Consider the following 20,355-nt stretch of genomic DNA (forward strand, 5'->3'; position numbering starts at 1 on the left):
TTTTTTCTGGTCCTCAGGTGCCGGGGCGTGTATGCGCCTGCTGCGCAAGCGCAACCCCAACCCACAGGCCCTTTCCATGGATACCCCCATCGCCGCGGTCTTCTGGACCCATCCGGCGCAGCGTGACCTCGCCTCCGTGTTGCGGCTGCTGGGCCATGCGGAGCGCGTCTGCCAGGATGCCGGCTCGGACGCGGCGGCGGCCCTGGTGGCCGAAGCCATGGCGGTGCTGGCGCGCGACGCGGCGGCCCGCAAGCTGGCTGCCTAGGCCGCCTGATCAGTCCTGGCCGGCAGGCCTGCCGGCGCCGGCCCACCCGCCATCCAGTCCAGCAATTCCACGGTGTGGATCGTCGGCAGCCCATCCCCGCTGAGCTGGGTCAGGCAGCCGATATTGCCGCTGGCCACCAGCACGGCGCCAGTGCGCTGCAGGTTGGCGAGCTTGCGCTCACGCAAGCGTGATGCAATCTCCGGTTGCATGATATTGTAAGTCCCGGCTGAGCCACAGCAGAGATGCGCCTCCGCCGGCTCGCGCACCGTGAAGCCGGCCTTCTGCAGCAATTGCTTCGGCACCACCGTGATCTTCTGACCGTGCTGCAGCGAGCAGGCGGCCTGATAGGCCACGGTCAGCCCCGGCGGCGGACGACTCGGCGCATAGCCGAATTGCAGCAGAACCTCCGAGATGTCCCGCGTCCGTTCCGCCACCTGCGCGGCGCGTTCCGGCCAGCGTCCCGGCTCGGCCCGGAACATGAAGCCGTAATCCTTCACCGTGGTGCCGCAGCCTGAGGCATTCACCACGATGGCATCCAGCCCCTCGCCCTCGATCTCGCGCATCCAGGCGCCGATGTTGGCGCGTGCGCGGGCCATGGCCGACTCATGCTGGCCCATGTGGTGGTTCAGCGCCCCACAGCAGCCCTGGCCGGCGCTGACCACCACCTCGATGCCCATGCGCGTCAACAGCCGGATGGTGGCCTCGTTGATGGAAGGCGCCAGCACGGTTTGGGCGCAGCCGGTGAGCAGCGCCACCCGTCCGCGCCGGGCGCCGACCGCCCGATGGATCTGCGGCGCGGCGCTGCGGCTGGCCGGCGGCAGCCGGCGTGGCGCCAGCGACAACATGGCGCGCAACCGTGCCGCCACCGGGCTTTGCCGCGGCAGCAGCCGCTGCAAGGGCCGCCCGAGCCGCGCCGCCAACAGCGCAAGCCGGAAGCGGCGCGGCCAAGGCAGCACGGTGCCGAGCACCCGTCGCAGCAGCCGGTCCGCCCAGGGCCGCTGATAGGTTTCCTCGATATGCCGGCGGGCATGGTCCACCAGGTGCATGTAATTCACGCCGGACGGGCAGGTGGTCATGCAGGACAGGCAGGACAGGCAGCGGTCCACATGCCGCGCCACTTCCTCTGTGGCCGGCTTGCCGCCCTCAAGCATGTCCTTGATCAGGTAGATGCGGCCGCGTGGGCTGTCGAGTTCGTCGCCAAGCAGCACAAAGGTCGGGCAGGTGGCGGTGCAGAAGCCGCAATGCACGCAGCTGCGGAGGATGCCGTTGGAGGATCGGGTGTCGGGATCCTGAAGCTGCGCCTCGGTGAAGCTGGTCTGCATGGCGGCGTGTCCGTTTCTCTCCGTCGTTCAAGGTGACGGGGAAGCAGCGGCGCTGCAAGTCGGGCGTGATTGCGCGGAATCGTATCAAATTCTTTACATGTTCTGCAATTTTGTTAACGCGGCGGTCACGGGTCGCGGGATAAGACAGACCGAAGTCCGAGCTCCCCCGCATTATCCTGGAACCCGCCATGCCGCTTCCCTCTGCCTCACCTGCCGAACATCCGCACGCCGACCCGGCACCGCTGCGCCACGCGCCGGCTGGCGGCGCGGAGGCCGCGCGCCACGCCCAGCTGCTGCGCACCGGCTGTATCGCCGCCGGCCCCGGGGCCGAGCCGCCGCGCCGCGCCGCCGAAGGCTTCGAACGCCGCTAGCCGCCACCGCCTGCTTGCTGGCGGAGACGGGCGGGCGGAAGATCGGCTCCTGGCCGCCGCACCGGCGCCACGAGGGAGCCGCGCCATGCCCAGCCCTGCCCACGCCGCCTTGCGGGCCCTGCTGCACTCCGCCGGGCTGCCGGCGGCGCTGGCAACGACGGCGCGGCTGGCCGGTCAGGAACCGGGATTGCCCTCCTCGTTCCGGGTGGAAGCGGCGGCACAATCCAGCATCGCTGCCGCCGCGCTGGCGGCCGCGGCCCTCCACGTCCAACGCGGTGGCAGGCCGCAATCCGTGGCGGTGGACCAGCGCCACGCCCTGGCCGAGTTCCGCAGCGAGCGCTTCCTGCTGCTGAACGGGCAACCGCCGCCTGATCCCTGGGACCCCCTTGCCGGGCTGTATCGCTGCGGCGACGGGGGCATGGTGCGGCTGCACACCAACTTCCCGCATCACCGCGACGGCGTGCTGGCCCTGCTGGGCGGCATCCCGGCGGAGCGGCCGGCCGTGGCTGCTGCCCTGCTCCGCCACCGGGCCGCCGAATTCGAAGCGGCGGCGGCGGAGGCCGGGTTGTGCGTGGCCATGCTGCGCGACGACTCCAACTGGCAGGCGCATCCGCAGGCCGCCGCCCTGCTCGGACAGCCGCCCGTCACGCTGGAGCGGATCGGCGATGCGCCGCCGACGCCCTTGCCGCCGGCGGCGGCGCGACCGCTGTCCGGGCTGCGGGTCCTGGAACTCACCCGGGTGATCGCCGGTCCGGTGGCCGGGCGTTGCCTGGCCGCCCACGGCGCCGAGGTGCTGCATCTGAGCGCCGCCCATCTGCCGGGGCTGCCGGCGCTGGAAATGGACACGCATCGCGGCAAGCGCACCGCTCGGCTCGATCTGCGGCGGCCCGGCGACGCGGCGCGCATGGCGGACTTGCTGCGCGGCGCCGATGTGCTGCTGCAATCCTATCGTCCCGGGGCGCTGGACGCGCTGGGCTTCGGGCCAGCCCGGGCCACGGCGCTGCGGCCGGGCCTGGTCTACGCGACGCTGTCCGCTTACGGGCCGCGCGGCCCATGGTCCCGGCGGCGCGGCTTCGACTCGCTGGTGCAGACCGCCACCGGCTTCAACCAGGCCGAGGCGGATGCCTTCGGCACGCCGGATCAGCCGCGCCCCCTGCCCTGCCAGGCACTGGACCACGCCTCCGGTTATCTCCTGGCGCTGGGAATCATCGCGGCCCTGCTGCGCCGGGCGGAGAAAGGCGGCTCATGGCTCGTGCAGGTGTCGCTGGCCGGCACGGGCCAGTGGCTGCGCGGGCTCGGCCGCCTGCCGCACGGCTTCGATGCCCCGGACCTCGCGCAGCGGGACGTCGCCGAACTGCTGGAATACACCGACAGCGGCTATGGCCGGCTGGCCGCACCGCGTCATGCGGCGATCATGGCCGCCACGCCGGCGGGGTGGGATCATCCCAGCATGCCGCTCGGCAGCCATCCGCCGGAATGGGCCTGAAATCCCGCGCCGCCCTGGGCCGGCGCGCTATCGCATCCGGCCCGGGTTCAACACCGCGGCGGGATCCAGCGCCGCCTTCACCCGGTCGGCAATGCCCCGAAGGGCCGGTGCCTCCTGCGGCAGCACCGGCACCGCCACCCGCAGGGGGTCCGGGGCGCGGAACAGCGTGAACACGCCGCCCGCCGCCGCCGTCGCCGCCATCACCGCCTGATGCGCGGCCGCGGTGGCCGGTCCGGCCGCCCAGACCAGCCCGCCGCCCCAGTCCAGCAGCAGCCGGGCCTCGAACGCCTGGTCCAGCCGGCCGCACAGGTCCGGGGCCGCGGAAGGCCGCACGGAGATGCGCCAGATGGCCTGGTCCGGCGCGGCGGCCAGCGGCGCGGCGTCGCGGAGGTCGCGCCACAAGGCGGCGGACTCGTCACCCTCGATCAGGCCAGCCGCACCGAAGGAGGACAGCAGGCCGCGCAGCGCCTCGGCCCGGCGCGGCAGGAAGCGGGCGAAATCCTCCAGCCGCAGCACGGCCAGCGGCCCACCCGATCCGCGCCACCCGGCCGGCAGCAGCGCGGCGCCGCTGACGCCGTAAGGGCTGCCAAGCCCGGCGGACAGCGCCGCCACGCCCTGCGCCAGCCCCGGAACCGGCAGGGCGACGGTCAGCCCCGCTTCCGGCCTCGGAGCCAGTTTCAGCGTGACCTCGGTCAGCACGCCCAGCGTGCCGTGGCTGCCCGCGAGCAGCTTGCACAGGTCGAGCCCGGTGACGTTCTTGTGGACTCGGCCGCCGGACCGCACGAGTTCTGCGTGGCCGGTCACCATGCGGATGCCGAGCAACTGGTCGCGCAGCGCACCGCCGGGCCCGATGCGACGGGGCCCCGAGAGGTTGGTGGCCACCATCCCGCCGATGGTCGAGGGAATGGCATGGCCGAACAAGGCGGCGAGGTCTGGTGGCTCGGCGGGGATCACCTGGTTGTGCCGGGCCAGCTCGGCCTCGATCTCGGCCACCGGCGTGCCGGCCCGGGCGGACAGCACCATCTCTTCCGGCCGGTACAGGGTGATTCCGGTCAACCCGCCGGTGGACAGGGTGCGGCCAGCCTGCACCGGCCGCAGCATGGCGCGCTTCGAGCCGCGCCCCTCCACCGCCAGAGGCGTACGCTTGGCTACCGCCTGCCGCACCGCCTCGATCACGCCGGCCTCGTCGGCCGGGTCGATCCGGTCAGCCATGGGCGCGCGGCGCCAGGGCCGGGTTGCCCTCCAGCGGGAACACCTTGGCAGAGTTCAGCAGCCAGTCCGGGTCGAAGGCGCTCTTGACCGCGCGCTGCTGCCGCAACTCGGTCTCGGTGAACTGGACGCTCATCAGGTCGCGCTTCTCGACGCCGACGCCGTGCTCGCCGGTGAGGCAACCGCCCACCTCGACGCACAGCTTCAGGATGTCGGCGCCGAAGGCCTCGGCCTTGCGGAAGCTGTCCGGGTCGTTGGCGTCGAACATGATCAGCGGGTGCAGGTTGCCGTCCCCCGCGTGGAAGATGTTGGCCACCTTCAAGCCGTAGCTGTCCGACATCTCGCCGATGCGGCGCAGCACGTGCGGCAGCTCCCCGGTCGGGATGGTGCCGTCCATGCACAGATAATCCGGGCTGATCCGCCCCACCGCGCCGAAGGCGCCCTTGCGCCCCTTCCAGATCGCCAGACTCTGTTCCGCGGTTTCCGCCACGCGCAGCGAGATCGGGTCGAAGCGGTTGCAGATGGCGGCCAGGCTGCCCAGCAGGTCGTCCTGCTCGGCGGTGTCGCCCTCCACCTCGATGATCAGCATCGCCTCGGCGTCCAGCGGGTAGCCAGCATTGGCGAAGGCCTCGCAGGCGTGAATCGCCGGCCGGTCCATGAATTCCAGCGCCACGGGGATGATGCCGCTGCCGATGATGGCATCCACCACCTGCCCCGCCACCTCGTTGGAGCGGAAGGCGGCCAGCATGGCCCGCGCGCCCTCGGCAGCACGCAGGATTCGCACCGTGACTTCGGTGACGAGGCCGAGCTGGCCTTCCGAGCCGGTGATCAGCCCCAGCCAGTCATAGCCCGCCGCATCCAGGTGGCCGCCGCCGACCCGCACCACCTCGCCCTCGATCGTGACAAAGGTGACGCCCAGCAGGTTGCCCGCGGTGACGCCGTATTTCAGGCAATGCGCCCCGCCCGAATTCATCATCACGTTGCCGCCGATCATGCAGGCAAGCTGCGAGGACGGGTCGGGGGCGTAGAAGAAGCCATCCCCCGCCACCGCCTGGGTGATGCCAAGATTGGTGACGCCGGCCTCCACCACGGCAAGGCGGTCGTCGAAATCCACCTCCAGGATGCGGTTCATCCGCATCAGGCCAATCACCACCGCGTCGGCCAGCGGCAGGGCGCCGCCCGACAGGCTGGTGCCGGCGCCGCGTGGCACCACGCGGATCTTTTCCTTGTGGCAGTAGCGCAGCACGGCCGCGACCTCCTCGGTCGACGTCGGCAGCACCACGGCCAGCGGCGGCTGGCGATAGGCGGAAAGCCCGTCCGTCTCGTAGACCCGCAGGCGGACGGCATCGCCGATCACGCCGGGCCCGAAGGGGCCGTCCGGCACCAGGCGGCACAGGTCGCGCAGGATGGTATCGCGGCGGGCCAGCACCGCTGCATCCGGCTCCGGCAATGCGATCATGGCGTCCACCCTCTCCTGCCCATTGTTGCCTGGAAAGATGCGGCGCCACGAGGGCCAGCACAAGCGATGCACCGGTTGGCGCCGCATGCGAAAACGACGCCGGAGCGTGAGGGCTCCGGCGTCGTTTTCCGACTCGATGAACCAGTGGCGGCCGCACCAGGGCGGCCGCCGCAATCAGCCCTGGCGGGCCTTCATGCGGGGGTTCTTCTTGTTCAGCACGTACAAGCGGCCGCGGCGGCGCACCACCACGCAGTTCTTGTCGCGCGTCTTGGCGCTCTTCAGGCTGTTGCGGATCTTCATGGCCAACCCTCTTCGAGCGGGCGCGTTTACGGGCTGGCGGTGCGGGAGTCAACCATGGCGTGCCGCCCCGACAGGCCTGAGGCGGCGCCGTTCTGGAGGCCCTGCATCACACGAAACAGGTCGGTGCGCCAGCCCAGCAGGCCCACGGCACCCTGGCGGCGGTTGCGGCGGAGCAGCGCGACACGCAGCAGGAGGCGCAGAAGATCGGGATCGCGGTCTGTCATGCCGGAAGAACGGCATCAGCCCGGCTTTGTTGCGTTGCGCCGGACGCCTCGATCGCCTGGGCGATGGTTTCCGCCATGCCGCGGAAATCCGCCACACGCGGCGAGCGTGCCCGCCAGGCCAGGCCCAGCGTGCGGCCCTGCGGCTCAGCCAGCGGCTTCAGCAGCACCGGCGTGTTGGACAACACGCCGCCTTCCACCGCCAGCCGCGGCAGCAGCGTGACGCCCAGCCCGCCGGCCACCATCTGTACCAGCGTGTGCAGCGTAGTGGCGGCGAAGCTGTCGCCGCCTCCGGCGCCGGGCAGACCACAGGCGGCCAGGGCATGATCGCGCAGGCAATGCCCGTCTTCCAGCAGCAGCAGCCGCTCGCCCCCCAGCGCGGCCAACGTCACCGAGGCATCGCCGGCCAGGTGATGGTCCGGCGGCAGGGCGGCCACGAACGGGTCATCGGCGATTCGCAGCGTTTCCACCTCGGGCAACGTCGCCGGCAGGGCCAGCAGCAGCAGGTCGAGCCGCCCGGCGGCCAGATCGTCCCCCAGACGCTCCGTCAGGTCCTCGCGCAACCAGAGCTGCAGCCGGGGAAAGGCCGTTCGCAGCGCCGGCATGAGCCGCGGCAGCAGAAACGGGCTGATGGTGGGAATGATGCCGAAGCGCAGCGGGCCGGACAGCGGGTCACGCGCTGCGGCCGCGGTTTCCGCCACCGCCGTCAGCGCTGCCAAGGCGCCGCGCGCCCGCTTTACCAGATCCACGCCAAGCGGCGTGAAGACCGGCCGCTTGGACGGGCCGCGTTCCAGGATGGCGGCACCCAGCTGCCGCTCCAGGGCAATGATGCCGGCGGACAGGGTGGATTGGGTCACGGCGCAAGATGCGGCGGCGCGGCCGAAATGGCCGAGATCCGCCAGGGCCACCAGGTAGCGGAGCTGCTGCGGGCTGGGCAGAGGGGTCATCGAGGCGGGCGATCATTCGTACGAAAACTATTCATTGGTATATGTGCAGTGCAGCATTCATAACAGCCCGGTGCCCAGCGGTGTCGGCTTCGTGAGGTCTGCACCGGGCAAACGCAAACAGCAATCAAGGATTTCCACGCATGCTGACGGTTGGTGACAAGTTCCCCGCTTTCAAGCTGAGCGCCGTCAAGGGTGGCCCCGAGGGCCTGGAAGGCCCGGGCAAGTCCTTCACCGAGATCTCCAACGACAGCGATGCCGGCAAGTGGAAGGTCGTGTTCTTCTGGCCGAAGGACTTCACCTTCATCTGCCCGACCGAGATCGCCGCCTTCGCCAAGCTGAATGGCGAGTTCGCCGACCGTGACGCGGTGCTGTACGGCGCCTCCACCGACAGCGAGTTCGTCCACCTGAACTGGCGCGTCCACAACGACGACATCCGCAACCTCGCCATCCCGATGCTCGCCGACACCAAGCGCGAGCTGTCCTCGGCGCTGGGCATTCTCGACAAGAACGAGGGCGTGGCGCTGCGCGCGACCTTTATCGTCGACCCCGACGGCACCATTCAATGGGCCTCGGTGAACGGCCTGAATGTCGGCCGCAACCCGCAGGAAGTGCTGCGCATCCTGGACGCGTTGCAGACCGACGAGCTGTGCCCGTGCAACTGGAACAAGGGCGATGCCGGGTTGAAGCCGGACGAGCTGTTCAAGGCCGCCTGAGCCACCGCGCTTCCGCGCGCACCGACCGGCGGACCCTTGCCCGCCGGTTCTTCCCGAACCGCCGGCCACCCGGCCGGCGCCTTCCCGCCCTTCCGGCCGGCTGACGGAACCTGATCGCGCCCACCGCGCCGTTCCGCGCCGCTCTCCCATCCCATTCGACCTGAACCAGACCGGAGGTTTCCTTCGCATGTCACTCGAAGCCCTGCGCAACCGCCTGCCCGACTATGCGCGTGACCTGAAGCTGAACCTGGGCAGCCTGTCGACCGAGCCGGTGCTGACCGAGCAGCAACTGGCCGGCACCTTTGTCGCCAGCGCGCTGGCCAGCCGCAACGCGGAGGTGAGCAAGGCGCTCGTGGCCGAGTTCGGCGCGAAGCTGTCGCCGGAGGCGCTGACGGCGGCCAAGGCGGCGGCGGCGGTGATGGGCATGAACAACATCTATTACCGCTTCGTCCACCTGGTGGGCGGCGATTACGGCAACCTGCCCGCCAAGCTGCGCATGAACATCATCGGCAAGTCGGGCGTCGAGAAGGTCGATTTCGAGCTCTGGTCGCTCGCCGTGTCCGCCGTGAATGGCTGCGGCATGTGCATGGAAAGCCACGAGAAGGTGGTGCTGCATGGCGGGCTGTCGAAGGAAGCGGTGCAGGCCGCCGTCCGGATCGCCGCCGTGGTCCATGCCGTGGCCGCCACCCTGGACGGCGAGGATGCGCTGGCTGCCTGAACTGGCCACCCCGCTGCTTCGGCGGATCGCCCGCTGCCGGAAAGCCCCGCCCTGGCGGGGCTTTTTCGATTCCGGCTCACCGTCCGGCACTGCCATGCTTGAGCCGCATGATCGCATGAAACATACGCATACGTATGGCCTGTTGCGTTGCAAAAAGACACTTGCACACGAACGACCTGCTCCCTATCTTCCTTCTCGCAGCAACACGGTTCGCTGTGTTGTTGTCTTTCTTGGACGTTTCCTCCCTAAACTCGGCGATGCTTCGGCATCGCCTTTTTTTTTGCCTTCCCGCCGGCGGGGGAGCTGCACCGGCGCCGCGCTCAGCCGCGCAGGAAATCCCAATCCATGGCCATCAGGGCCGCGATCATGCTGGTGATGTCGCGTTGCAGCACGCTCATCTGCGGCAGCCGCTCGATGGTGGTTTCGTTCATATAGAGGGAGCGCGCCATCTCGATCTGCAGCACATGCACCGCGTCCCGCGGGCGGCCGTAATGGCGGGTGACGTAGCCGCCGGCATAGGGATCGTTGCGCCGAACCCGATAGCCCATCGACCAGAATTGTTCCTCCACGCGGCGCACGGCGCGGGGGGCGCAGGCGGTGCCGTGCGCGTCGCCCAGCACCATGTCCGGCAGGCCCTGCTGCGCCGGATGCGCCGGCATGGAATGGCAATCGACCACCAGGCAGCAGCCGAACTCGTTCCTGGTTTCCGCGATCAGCCCCCCCAGCGCCGCGTGATAGGGCTGCCAGCAGCGCTGCACCCGCTCTTCCGCCTCGCGGAAGGGAATGCGGCGGCGGTACACCGGCTCGCCGCTGGCCACCACTCGGGCGATGGTGCCGAGTCCCGCGCCCACCCGCGGGCTGGCGCTGTTCACCCAGGCCGGCAGCGGCCCGTCGAACATCGCCGGGTCCAGTTCCCAGGGCTCACGGTTGGCATCGCAGTAGACGCGCGGAAAGGTCGCAGCCAGCAACGGGGCGCCAAGCTTCGGCGCAGCGCCGTAGAGTTCGTCCACGAAGCTGTCCTCGGAACGGCGCACCGAGAGCGCGTCGAGCCGCGACTCCGCCAGAAAGGCGGCCGGGTAGTCGCGTCCGGAATGCGGCGACGCGAACACCAGCGGCGCCCGCTGGTAGGCGGGGCGGCTGAGCAGGAACGGGCCGGGCTGCGGCAGCTCGGCGAGACGGGGCATCGGCAAGTCCATGTTCCGCGGGATCAAGCCACAGCCCGGGGCTGCTGTCACGATTCTGGCGCAGTTCCAGAGTTTTTGCCGGGCTCCGATGCCGCGCCCCTTGCCGCCGCGGCCCCGGCACGATACAGAGCCCGCCCACACCGGATGGGCGCGTAGCTCAGCGGGAGAGCGTCCCCCTGACACGGGGAAGGTCACAGGTTCAATCCCTGTCGCGCCCACCATTCCGGCCTCCCCATGTTTCGATCAGCATTGATGGCGGCTGCCCCGCGCGGCGGCCCTTTTCGCGTTGTCCAGCCCGCTCCTGGCAGATGCTTGGCGGTCGTGGCGCGTTGCTTCGCAGGGCTGTGTTTTGAAATAAACATGCCCCAGCTGCCGGCCCGACATCCCGGAACGGTTGACCCTGCGCGGCTCGCGCGGCAAGGGAGGCCGCTGCGACGCGACCCGCCGCGATCGAGGGAGAAGCATCATGCACCGCCGCCACCTGCTGCTGGCCACCGCCACCGGATTCGCCACCGGCGTGGCCCTGCCCGCCATCGGACGAGCGCAGGAGGCGGTCACCATGCGGCTGTCGCACCAGTATCCGCCGGCGCACCACATGGGTCAGGCGATCGCCCGCTTCGCCGAGCGGGTGAAGACGGACAGCCAGGGCGGTATCAACGTCCAGGTGTTCCCGGCCGAGCAGCTGGCCAAGGCGAACGAGAACTTCCCCGGCGTGGCACGGGGCGCCTTCGAGGCGGCGGCGGCGGTGAACATCCAGTGGGGCAACACCCTGCCGGAGATGAGCGCCGTATCGCTCCCCTACCTGTTCACCGACTTGGCGAAGATCCGGAAGTTTCCCGGCTCCGATGCCGCGTCGCAGCTGGATGCGCTGCTGCAGAAGCGGGCGGTGCGCAACCTGATGTGGCTCTACACCACGCGGCAGGCGATCTTCACCAGCAATGCCCGCCCGATCGTCAAGATCGAGGACTTCAAGGGCCTGAAGATCCGCGGCCTCAACGCGCTGACCGATCACGGGCTCGCCGCCGCCGGCGCCGCGCCATCGGCGATGCCGGGGCCGGACGTGCCGCAGGCGCTGCAATCCGGCGTGCTGGATGCCGGGCTGACCGACCTGTCCGCCGGCGTGTCCCGCCGCTTCTACGAGTTCCAGAAGTTCGGTACCGCCGCGCCGTATTTCTGCGCCCTCACCCATGTCTATGTGAACCCGCGCTGGTGGTCTGGCCTGAAGCCCGAACAGCAATCCGTTCTGACCAGGGCTGCCCAGGCCACCGAGCAGGAGCAGTTCCCGCTCACCGAGGCGGTTGCCGGCAAGGCGGTGACGGAACTGCGCGAGAAGGGCATGACGGTGCACCAGCAGACGCCGGAGGAAGCCGCGTCCTGGGCCGCGGTGATGCAGAAGCCGGTGGTGGACGCCTTTCTGCGCCAGGCGCCGGAGAATGGCCGGCGGCTGCTCGACGCCCTGCAGGCGCTCTGATGCGGATGCCGGGGGCGACGCGCGGCATCGCCCGCGCCGTGGCGTTGCTGTCCGGCCTCGGCGCGGTGCTGGCCTCGGTGGCGACGCTGCTCTGCCTGCTGCTGGTCTGCGTCTCGGTAGGGGCACGCTACTTCGCTGGCAACCCCCTGCCGGTGCTGGACCGCTGCGCCGGCTGGCTGGTGGTGGCCATCGTGCTGCTGGCCGCCCCCGAGGCGCAGCGCCGCTTCGAGCATATCGGTGTCGACGTGCTGACCGGGCGGCTGCGCGGTGTCGCACGACGCGGCGCCACCCTGCTCGGCACGCTCTCGGTCGCCCTGGTCGGCTATCTGCTGCTGCAATCGGGACTGGAGACGGTGGCGTTCAGCCGCATGATCGGCATCATGACCGAGGTGGAGGGCGTGCCGGTCTGGTGGATCCAGGCCTTTCTGCCGGCCGGCGCCTTTCTGCTGATGCTGGTGGCGCTGGCCCAGGCCGCCACGCTGTTGCTCGGCGAGGAGCCGGAACACCTGCCGGACGGTTCCGAGGACCTGCCGCGCGACACCCTCGCCCGCGGCGAGTGAAGCCCCGGCGGAACAACACGGACCATCGATGACCTTCTTCCTGTTGCTGGCGGCGCTGCTGGTGCTGCTCTACCTCGGCCTGCCGATGTTCGCGGCGCTGTTTCTTCTGCCGCTCGGCGTGCTGCTCTGGGTGGAGGGTGGGCTGCCGGCGCTGGGCGAGCTGGTGCTCGGGCAGATCGACGGCTACCTGCTGGTGGCCATCCCGCTGTTCATGCTGATGGCGCATGTCATGGTGCGCGGCCGGGTGGTGGACGACCTGTACGCCGCTGCCTTCGCCGCCCTGCGCGGCGTGCGCGGCGGTGTCGGCATCGCCACCGTCGCGGCCTGCACCATCTTCGCCGCGATCTCGGGCTCCTCGGTCGCCACCGCGCTGACCGTGGGCAAGATCGCCATCCCGCAGATGCTGCGCTACGGCATGTCGCGCCGCGGTGCCTTCGGCGTGGTGGCGGGCGGCGGCACGCTGGGCATCCTGATCCCGCCCTCCGCGCCGATGGTGCTGTACGCCTATGTCACCGAAACCAGCATCGGCGCACTGTTTCTGGCCGGGCTGGTGCCGGGCGTGATGATGGCGCTGATGTTCGCCGCCTATTGCTTCATCACCGAGGGCCATGCGGTGGCCCCGGAGGATGCGCCGCCCCCGGAGAACCCTGCCATCGCGCTCCGGCGCGCCGGCTGGTCGCTGTCGCTGCCGGTATTCGTGCTGGGCGGCATCTATATGGGCATCTTCACCGCCACCGAGGCCGCCGGCACCGGCACGCTCTACGCCATCCTGATCGCCGCGCTGATCTACAGGACGCTGGGCTGGCGCGACCTGCTGGACGGCGTGCAGGAAGCCACCCGCACCAGCGCCATGCTGCTGATGATCATCGCCGCGGCCGCCATCTACGGCTACATGCTGACCAAGCTGCAGGTGCCGCAGGAGCTGACGGCGCTGGTGACGGATTGGGGCCTGTCCCGCACCGGCTTCATCATCGCCATGATGGTGCTGCTGTTTCTGCTCGGGCTGGTGCTGGAAAGCTTTTCCATCATCCTGCTGACCATGCCGGCGGTGCTGCCGGTGCTGGCGCAGTTCGGCATCGACAAGGTGTGGTACGGCGTCCTGCTGACCCTCAGCCTGGAAATGGCGCTGATCTCGCCGCCGGTGGCGATGAACCTGGTGGTGATCAAGGCGATCACCGGCGCACCCCTGGCTGAGGTCAACCGCTCCATCATTCCCTACATGCTGATGCTGGCCCTAGGCACTGCGCTGATCATCGCCTTTCCCGGCATCGCCCTGTGGCTGCCACGCTTGGCTGGCTACGGGATATAGGAACGCTCAAAGCAGCGCCAGCTGGTCCACCGGGGCGAAGCCGCGCCGGTGGTGCGGGCAAGGCCCCAGCTTCTGCAGCGCGGCGCGGTGCATCGCCGTGGCATAGCCGGCATGCCGGGCGAAGCCGTAGCCCGGCCAGCGGCCGTCCAGCCGCGCCATGGCGCGGTCCCGCGTCACCTTCGCCAGGATCGAGGCGGCGGCGATCGACAGGCTCAGCCCGTCGCCGCCCACCACGCAGCGCACGGCGCAGGATAGCGGCGGCGGCATGTTGCCGTCCACCAGCACCACTTCCGGCGCGGTGCGCAGCCGGGTGACGGCGCGGCCCATCGCCAGGTGCGTGGCGCGCAGGATGTTCAACCGGCCGATCTCGGCGGTGCTGGCGGCGCCGATCGCGTAATCCAGCACCCCCGCCCGGGCGGCGGCCATCAGCACGGCGAAGGCGGCCTGCCGCTTCGCCGCATCCAGCTTCTTGCTGTCATCCAGCAGGGCGGCCAGGGTATTCGGCGGCTCGGCATGGAACAGCACGGCGGCGGCCATGACCGGCCCGGCCAGGGGCCCGCGCCCCGCCTCGTCCACCCCGGCGACGAGGCCGCCCGCTTGGCGCTCCAGCGCGTAATCCGGCATTCCCGCTCCGATACCAGGGCCGTCCGATCCCGATGCGCCATAGGCCTGCGCGGCGGTGCGCCGCAAGGGCCGCGTCAACCGGTTTGCACGCCCTCCGGCGCCACAGCGGCGGGGCGGCCAGGGGTTTCGCAGCCCGGCCGGCAACAAGGCCAGGATCACCGGGAGTCGGACGATGTGCGGAAGCCGGGTCGGCTGGCGTTCCGCGGGCCCGCGGCTGGCCGTCCCGAACCGCCCGATGCGTCACGGCATGCCTCCCGCTCCTGTGATGACCCCAGGTTGCCGGTGCGGCTGACGTTCGCGTGACAAAGCACCGCCTCGGCTTGCGCAGGATGTCGCTGCCGGTCGAGAAAATCACCAGATGCCAATGCATGGACGAATCAAAATGACGGCCCAGTCCACACCAATGAAGCTTTTAGGAAATCGGCAGCATTACCTGGACAATCTGCGGGCCTTTCTGATGCTGCTGGGCGTTCCGTTTCATGCGGCACTTCCGTTTTCCGTGATTCATGGCTGGATGATAGAATCTGACGAGAAGTCGGTTCTGCTGAGCTGGGCATCGCAGCTCAGCCATACATTCCGCATGCCCGCCTTCTTTCTCCTCGCCGGCATCTTCGCCGCGATGTTGCTGCAGCGGGATGGCGACCGCGGCGACCGTCTCGGCCCGCGCGAAGCCTTCGAGGCCGCGGCGGCGCGGGCCCTGCAGCGCGTGCCCGAAAACCCGGCGGCGGCGGCCTGCGCCGACAGCATCCGCGCGGCCTTCGAGCTGCCCTTCGACGCCGCCGTGCGGGCCGAGCGCGACCGGTTCCTGGTGCTGGTGAAGGATGACCGCTCCAAGGCGCTCCGTCACGTGTTCTTCGCCGAGCGCGCCGTGGCGCATGTGCCGGGCCTGCCCAAAGGCACGCGGGGCCGCGAGGTGGCGCGGGCCGCCGTGATCGGCGCCGGCACCATGGGGGGCGGCATCGCCATGTGCTTCGCCAATGCGGGCATCCCGGTGACCCTGATCGAGACGGAGCAGCAGGCGCTGGAGCGCGGCCTGCAGCGCATCGCCGGCAATTACGCCACCTCCGTGCAGCGCGGCAGCCTCGCCGCCGAGGTACGGAACCGCCGCCTCGGCCGCATCGAGGGCCGCATCGGCCTGGAGCACGCGGCCGGAGCCGATCTGGTGGTGGAGGCGGTGTTCGAGGATCTGGCGCTGAAACAGCAGATCTTCGGCACGCTCGACTCCATTGCCAAGCCGGGCGCGGTGCTCGCCACCAACACCTCCTATCTCGACGTCGACGCCATCGCGGGTGCCACGCGGCGGCCGGAGGCGGTGCTCGGCATGCACTTCTTCTCGCCGGCCAATGTGATGAAGCTGCTGGAGGTGGTGCGCGGCGCCGGCACCGCGCCGGGAACCCTGGCCACCGCGATCGAACTGGGCCGCCGGCTTGGCAAGGTGCCGGTTGTGGTGGGCGTCTGCCACGGCTTCGTCGGCAACCGCATGCTGGCCCGGCGCACCGCCCAGGCCGAACGGCTGCTGCTGGAAGGCGCCTCGCCGCAGGCGGTGGACGCGGCGCTGGTCGCCTTCGGCTTCCGCATGGGTCCCTTCGCCATGGCCGACCTGGCGGGGCTCGACATCGGCTGGCGCATCCGCAAGGCCACCGGCAAGACCGCGCCCGTGGCCGACGCGCTGTGCGAGGCCGGGCGGCTCGGGCAGAAGACCGGCAAGGGCTATTATGATTACGGCGGCGGCGGCCGGCAGGGCGCGCCGGATCCGGCGGTGCAGGCCCTGATCGAGGCCGCCTCGGCACGGCTCGGCATCGCCCGCCGCTCCATCGATGCGGACGAGATCACCGAGCGCCTGATCTTTCCGATGATCGACGAAGGGGCCCGCATCCTGGAGGAAGGCATCGCCGCGCGTCCCGGCGACATCGATGTGGTGTGGCTGCACGGCTATAACTGGCCGGCCTGGCGCGGCGGGCCGATGTTTCACGGCGAGCAGCTCGGCGCCGCGCGGATCGCGCAGCGCCTGGAACAGCATGCCGCGCACTCGGGCGATGCATCGCTGCACCCCTCCGCGGCGCTGTCGCGGCTGGCGCGGGAGGGTCAGGGCTTCAGCAGCCTGTCGGAGGCCGCGGCGTGACCTTGCGCGACCCGCATCCCTGGGAAGCGGCCTACCCATCGACCTGCCGCTGGGATGTGCCGATCCCCACGGGAACCCTGCCGGCCTTGTTCGAGCGGCTGGTGGCCCAGGGCGGCCAGCGTCCCGCGCTGCAATATCGCGGGGTGCGCCTGTCCTACGCCATGCTGGGCGAGCTGGTCGACAGGGCGGCCGCCGCGCTTCGCCGGCTCGGCGTGGTGCAGGGCCAGGCCGTCGCGCTGTACCTGCCGAACACGCCGTGGCACCCGATCTGCTTCTTTGCGCTGGTGCGCCTCGGCGCCCGGGTGGTGCATCTGTCCGCCCTGGATGCCCGGCGCGAGCTGGCGCACAAGCTGCGGGACAGCGGCGCCGGGCTGGTGGTCACCACCGACCTGCCCGGCCTGCTGCCGCAGGCGGAATGGCTGCTGGCCACCGGTGCGGCAGCCCAGGTGGTGGTGGGCGAGGAGGCGCGCTGGGACAGCGCGGCGGCCGGCCCGCTGCCCGGCGGAATGCAGGGCCTGTCCTCTCTAATGGCGGAGGCGCCTGCAGTGGATCGCTGGCCCGATGTCGCCCCGGACGACGTGGCGCTGCTGCAATACACCGGTGGCACCACCGGCCTGCCCAAGGGCGCCATGCTGACCCATGGCAATCTCACCGCCGCCGTTGCCATCTACCAGCGCTGGGATGATGGGGAACGGATGGTGCCGGGCGAGCAGCGCGTGCTCGCCGTGCTGCCGTTGTTCCACATCTATGCGCTGAGCACCGTGCTGCTGCGGCACCTGGCCGACGGCAACGAGATCCTGCTGCGGCCCCGCTTCGATGCCGAGGCGGTGCTGCGCGACATCGCTGAGCACCGTGTGACCCTGTTTACCGGCGTGCCCACCATGTGGATCGCGCTGCTGAACCACCCGGCGTCTCGCCAAGCCGATGTCTCCTCGCTGCGCGCCTGCGTCTCGGGCGGGGCGCCGCTGCCCTTCGAGATCGGCCAGCGGGTGGAACAGCTGATGGGCCAGCGCCTGCGGGTCGGCTGGGGCATGACCGAGACGGCGCCCGCCGGCACCCGCGTGCCGCTGTCGGCGACGCTGCGGCCCGGGCTGATCGGCGTGCCGCTGCCCGGCATCGAGATGCGCATCGTGGCGCTGGACGATCCCGGGCGCGTGCTGCCTCCCGGCGAGGCGGGGGAGATCGCCATCCGCGGGCCGAACCTGTTCCGCGGCTACTGGAACAAGCCGGCCGACACTGCCGCCGCCTTTCATGAAGGCTGGTTCCTGACCGGCGATCTCGGCCGGCTGGAGCCGGACGGGCTGTTCTCCCTGCTGGACCGCCGCAAGAACATGATCATCTCTGGCGGCTTCAACGTGTACCCGGCCGCCATCGAGGCCGCGCTCTACGAGCATCCCGACATCCGCGAGGCGATCGTGATCGGCATTCCCGATGATTACCGCGGCCAGTCCGCCAAGGCCTTCGTCACGCTCCGCGACGGGGCGCCGGAGCTGACGCTGGACGCGCTCCGCGAATTCCTGCGCGACCGCCTGGGCAGGCACGAGATGCCGACCGCGCTGGAGCTGCGCCCGGAGCTGCCGCGCAGCCCGGCCGGCAAGCTTCTGGCCAGCGCCCTCGTGGCCGAGGAGGCCGCGCGCGCCGCCTCCATGAAGGTTTCCAACGCATGACCGACGCCGTCATCGTCTCCACCGCGCGGACACCGATCGGCCGCGCCCATCGCGGCAGCCTGAACAACACCCATGGCGCCGACCTCGCCGGCCACGTCATCGCCGCCGCGCTGGCGAGGAGCGGCGTCGACCCGGCCGAGGTCGAGGAGGTGATCCTGGGCTGCGGCTACCCCGAGGGCGCGACCGGGGGCAATGTCGCGCGCCATGCGGCGCTGCGGGCCGGTCTGCCGGTCTCCTCGGCGGCGCAGACGGTCAGCCGGTTCTGCGCCTCCGGGCTGGAAGCGATCGCGGCGGCGGCGAAGCGCGTCATCGTCGATCGCGTGCCCATCGCCGTGGCGGGTGGCGTGGAATCGATCAGCCTGGTGCAGCCGCACGTCAACCGGGCGCGCTACCGGAATTCCTGGCTGGAGGCGCGCAGGCCGTCGATCTACGACGCCATGATCGACACGGCCGATCTGGTGGCGGAGCGCTACGGCATCTCGCGCGAGGCGCAGGACGGCTTCGCGCTGGAAAGCCAGCGGCGCACCGCCGCGGCACAGCAGGCCCGGCTGTTCGACCAGGAGATCGTGCCGATCAGCACCACCCGCACCCTCGCCGACAAGGTGACCGGCGAGACGAGCGAGGAAGCGGTCACCTTGGCGCGGGACGAGGGCAATCGGCCGGACAGCTCGGCCGAGGGACTGGCGAAGCTGAAGCCTGTGCGCGAAGGACGGTTCATCACCGCCGGCAATGCCAGCCAGCTTTCCGATGGTGCCAGCGCCAGCGTGGTGATGTCGGCGGAGGAAGCCGCGCGGCGCGGCCTGACGCCGGTCGGCGTGTTTCGCGGCTATGCCACGGCGGGTTGCGAGCCGGAGGAGATGGGCATCGCCCCGGTATTCGCGGTGCCGCGCCTGCTGCAGCGGCACGGGCTGGACGTCGACGACATCGACCTGTGGGAGCTGAACGAGGCTTTCGCCTCGCAGGCGCTGTACTGCCGGAACCGGCTCCGCCTCGATCCGGATCGGGTGAACGTCAATGGCGGCGCGATCTCGATCGGTCATCCGTTCGGCATGAGCGGCGCGCGGCTGGTCGGGCATGCGCTTCTGGAAGGGCGGCGGCGGAAAGCGCGGTTCGCCGTGGTGACGATGTGCGTGGCCGGCGGGCAGGGCGCCGCCGGCCTGATCGAACTGGTCTGATCCTGAAACTGGCCTGAACGGGAGCAACACCCATGGACCTGCGCTTCACGCCGGAGGAGATCGCGTTCCGCGACGAGCTCCGCCGTTTCTTCCGCAGCGAGATCCCGGCCGAGATCCGCCGCAAGGTGGCGGAAGGTCGCCACCTGTCGAAGGAGGATATCGTCACCTCGCAGCGCATTCTGCATGCGCACGGGCTGGCGACGCCGAATTGGCCGGTGGCATGGGGCGGCAAGGACTGGTCTCCGGTTCAGCGCTACATCTTCACCGAGGAGCTGCAACGCGCGGCGGTGCCGCTGCCGCTGCAGTTCAACGTCTTCATGGTCGGCCCGGTGATCGCCGCCTTCGGCTCGGAGGAGCAGAAGCGCCGCTTTCTGCCGGCCACCGCCAGCCTCGACATCTGGTGGTGTCAGGGCTTCTCCGAGCCCGGCGCCGGCTCGGACCTCGCCTCGTTGAAGACGCGCGCCGAGAAGCGCGACGGCAAGTACGTGGTGTCCGGTCAGAAGGCCTGGACCACGCTCGGCCAGCATGCCGACTGGATCTTCTGCCTGGTCCGCACCGACCGCGAGGCCAAGAAGCAGCGCGGCATCTCCTTTCTGCTGATCGACATGAAGTCGCCCGGCATCACCGTGCGCCCGGTTCTCACCATCGACGGCTCGCATGAGGTGAACGAGGTGTTCTTCGACGAGGTCGAGGTGCCGGCGGAGAACCTGGTGGGCGAGGAGAACAAGGGCTGGGATTACGCCAAGTTCCTTCTGGCCAACGAGCGCACCGGCATCGCCCGCATCGGCATGTCGAAGCAGCGCATCGCCCGCGCCAAGCGGCTGGCCCGCGACACCGAGGCAAATGGCCGCAGCCTGTGGGCCGATCCCGACCTGCGCCGCCGCGTCGCCGCCATCGAGGTGGAACTGAAGGCGCTGGAGATCACCCAGATGCGCGTGGTCGCGGCGCAGCGCCAGCGCGACGCCGACAAGCCGGACCCGGCTTCCTCCATCCTGAAGATCAAGGGCTCCGAGCTGCAGCAGGCCACCACGGAGTTGCTGCTCGACATCGCGGGGCCCTACGCGCAGCCGGCGCCGGAGCATGAGGAAGGCCGCAACGAGCCGGACGGCGACGGGCTGGACGCCATCGCCCCGCTCTACTTCAACGCCCGCAAGGTCTCGATCTATGGCGGCTCCAACGAGATCCAGCGCAACATCATCGCCAAGGCCTTTCTCGGTCTCTGAGGAGCAGCT

20 protein-coding genes and 1 tRNA gene are annotated in these 20,355 nt (G+C 70.3%); 13 read left to right on the top strand and 8 right to left on the bottom strand.

The window, feature by feature from the left end:
- Positions 1–31: 31 nt before the first annotated feature.
- Positions 32–265 carry a soj family protein gene (locus tag D2K64_RS02545; protein WP_238383963.1) on the top strand — a complete coding sequence of 78 codons (234 nt, stop codon included), beginning with the start codon at positions 32–34 and terminating at the stop codon, positions 263–265.
- Here the strand turns inward: D2K64_RS02545 and glcF are convergent.
- Positions 262–1,587: a glycolate oxidase subunit GlcF gene (gene glcF, locus D2K64_RS02550; protein WP_120006321.1), complete on the bottom strand. Its 1,326-nt coding sequence runs from the start codon at positions 1,585–1,587 to the stop codon at positions 262–264. The genes D2K64_RS02545 and glcF overlap by 4 nt on opposite strands.
- 188 nt (positions 1,588–1,775) lie before the next feature.
- Between glcF and D2K64_RS02555 the strand changes: the two genes are divergently transcribed.
- The gene (locus D2K64_RS02555; protein WP_120006323.1) at positions 1,776–1,958 is read left to right on the top strand and encodes a hypothetical protein; all 183 of its coding nucleotides are present in this window, start codon (positions 1,776–1,778) and stop codon (positions 1,956–1,958) included.
- Positions 1,959–2,043: 85 nt separating this feature from the next.
- Positions 2,044–3,444, top strand: a complete 1,401-nt coding sequence (locus D2K64_RS02560) for a CoA transferase (protein WP_120006325.1) — start codon at positions 2,044–2,046, stop codon at positions 3,442–3,444.
- A gap of 27 nt (positions 3,445–3,471) precedes the next feature.
- Here D2K64_RS02560 and D2K64_RS02565 read toward each other — a convergent pair whose 3' ends face one another.
- From D2K64_RS02565 to D2K64_RS02585, 5 genes are all read right to left on the bottom strand, one after another.
- On the bottom strand, positions 3,472–4,656 hold the full coding sequence (locus tag D2K64_RS02565; RefSeq protein ID WP_120006327.1) for an FAD-binding protein: 1,185 nt from the start codon (positions 4,654–4,656) through the stop codon (positions 3,472–3,474).
- Positions 4,649–6,112, bottom strand: coding sequence for an FAD-linked oxidase C-terminal domain-containing protein (locus D2K64_RS02570; RefSeq protein WP_120006789.1), 1,464 nt, complete (start codon positions 6,110–6,112; stop codon positions 4,649–4,651). The genes D2K64_RS02565 and D2K64_RS02570 overlap by 8 nt, the downstream gene beginning before the upstream one ends.
- A gap of 174 nt (positions 6,113–6,286) precedes the next feature.
- Positions 6,287–6,412, bottom strand: a complete 126-nt coding sequence (gene ykgO / locus D2K64_RS02575) for a type B 50S ribosomal protein L36 (protein WP_007003646.1) — start codon at positions 6,410–6,412, stop codon at positions 6,287–6,289.
- Between the two features lie 26 nt (positions 6,413–6,438).
- The gene (locus D2K64_RS02580) at positions 6,439–6,636 is read right to left on the bottom strand and encodes a hypothetical protein (RefSeq protein WP_120006329.1); all 198 of its coding nucleotides are present in this window, start codon (positions 6,634–6,636) and stop codon (positions 6,439–6,441) included.
- Positions 6,633–7,580 (bottom strand): hydrogen peroxide-inducible genes activator, encoded by a 948-nt coding sequence (locus D2K64_RS02585; protein ID WP_120006331.1) that lies wholly within the window; start codon positions 7,578–7,580, stop codon positions 6,633–6,635. Before D2K64_RS02585 ends, D2K64_RS02580 begins: the two co-directional genes overlap by 4 nt.
- A 140-nt stretch (positions 7,581–7,720) precedes the next feature.
- Here D2K64_RS02585 and D2K64_RS02590 point away from each other — a divergent pair, with 140 nt between their 5' ends.
- Positions 7,721–8,293, top strand: coding sequence for a peroxiredoxin (locus tag D2K64_RS02590; RefSeq protein ID WP_120006333.1), 573 nt, complete (start codon positions 7,721–7,723; stop codon positions 8,291–8,293).
- Between the two features lie 187 nt (positions 8,294–8,480).
- Positions 8,481–9,011, top strand: a complete 531-nt coding sequence (locus D2K64_RS02595; RefSeq protein WP_120006335.1) for a carboxymuconolactone decarboxylase family protein — start codon at positions 8,481–8,483, stop codon at positions 9,009–9,011.
- A gap of 320 nt (positions 9,012–9,331) precedes the next feature.
- On the opposite strand, the gene D2K64_RS02600 is transcribed toward D2K64_RS02595, so the two are convergent.
- Complete coding sequence (locus D2K64_RS02600) at positions 9,332–10,207, bottom strand: N-formylglutamate amidohydrolase (protein WP_120006337.1); 876 nt, start codon at positions 10,205–10,207, stop codon at positions 9,332–9,334.
- A gap of 134 nt (positions 10,208–10,341) precedes the next feature.
- Here D2K64_RS02600 and D2K64_RS02605 point away from each other — a divergent pair.
- The 4 genes from D2K64_RS02605 to D2K64_RS02620 all read left to right on the top strand — a co-directional run bounded on the left by D2K64_RS02605 (position 10,342) and on the right by D2K64_RS02620 (position 13,535).
- Positions 10,342–10,416, top strand: a tRNA-Val gene (locus tag D2K64_RS02605).
- A gap of 245 nt (positions 10,417–10,661) precedes the next feature.
- A complete protein-coding gene (gene dctP, locus D2K64_RS02610) occupies positions 10,662–11,666 on the top strand; it encodes a TRAP transporter substrate-binding protein DctP (RefSeq protein WP_120006339.1) in 1,005 nt (334 codons plus the stop codon).
- Positions 11,666–12,226, top strand: a complete 561-nt coding sequence (locus D2K64_RS02615) for a TRAP transporter small permease (protein ID WP_120006341.1) — start codon at positions 11,666–11,668, stop codon at positions 12,224–12,226. The genes dctP and D2K64_RS02615 overlap by 1 nt, the downstream gene beginning before the upstream one ends.
- Positions 12,227–12,254: 28 nt before the next feature.
- Entirely contained in the window at positions 12,255–13,535 is a 1,281-nt protein-coding gene (locus D2K64_RS02620) for a TRAP transporter large permease (RefSeq protein WP_120006343.1), read from the top strand.
- 6 nt (positions 13,536–13,541) lie between these two features.
- Here D2K64_RS02620 and D2K64_RS02625 read toward each other — a convergent pair whose 3' ends face one another.
- Positions 13,542–14,159 carry a ribonuclease HII gene (locus D2K64_RS02625; protein WP_120006345.1) on the bottom strand — a complete coding sequence of 206 codons (618 nt, stop codon included), beginning with the start codon at positions 14,157–14,159 and terminating at the stop codon, positions 13,542–13,544.
- Positions 14,160–14,673: 514 nt separating this feature from the next.
- Here D2K64_RS02625 and D2K64_RS02630 point away from each other — a divergent pair.
- Genes D2K64_RS02630 through D2K64_RS02645 form a run of 4 tightly spaced genes read left to right on the top strand, consistent with a single transcriptional unit; the run spans position 14,674 to position 20,346 of the window.
- Positions 14,674–16,281 carry a 3-hydroxyacyl-CoA dehydrogenase gene (locus D2K64_RS02630; protein WP_370764234.1) on the top strand — a complete coding sequence of 536 codons (1,608 nt, stop codon included), beginning with the start codon at positions 14,674–14,676 and terminating at the stop codon, positions 16,279–16,281.
- Positions 16,278–17,948 carry an AMP-binding protein gene (locus D2K64_RS02635; protein ID WP_120006349.1) on the top strand — a complete coding sequence of 557 codons (1,671 nt, stop codon included), beginning with the start codon at positions 16,278–16,280 and terminating at the stop codon, positions 17,946–17,948. The genes D2K64_RS02630 and D2K64_RS02635 overlap by 4 nt, the downstream gene beginning before the upstream one ends.
- On the top strand, positions 17,945–19,123 hold the full coding sequence (locus tag D2K64_RS02640; RefSeq protein ID WP_120006351.1) for an acetyl-CoA C-acyltransferase: 1,179 nt from the start codon (positions 17,945–17,947) through the stop codon (positions 19,121–19,123). Before D2K64_RS02635 ends, D2K64_RS02640 begins: the two co-directional genes overlap by 4 nt.
- 32 nt (positions 19,124–19,155) lie before the next feature.
- Positions 19,156–20,346 (top strand): acyl-CoA dehydrogenase family protein, encoded by a 1,191-nt coding sequence (locus tag D2K64_RS02645; RefSeq protein ID WP_120006353.1) that lies wholly within the window; start codon positions 19,156–19,158, stop codon positions 20,344–20,346.
- Positions 20,347–20,355: the final 9 nt, after the last annotated feature.

This window comes from Teichococcus vastitatis (assembly GCF_003604215.1).
Taxonomy (GTDB): domain Bacteria; phylum Pseudomonadota; class Alphaproteobacteria; order Acetobacterales; family Acetobacteraceae; genus Pseudoroseomonas; species Pseudoroseomonas vastitatis.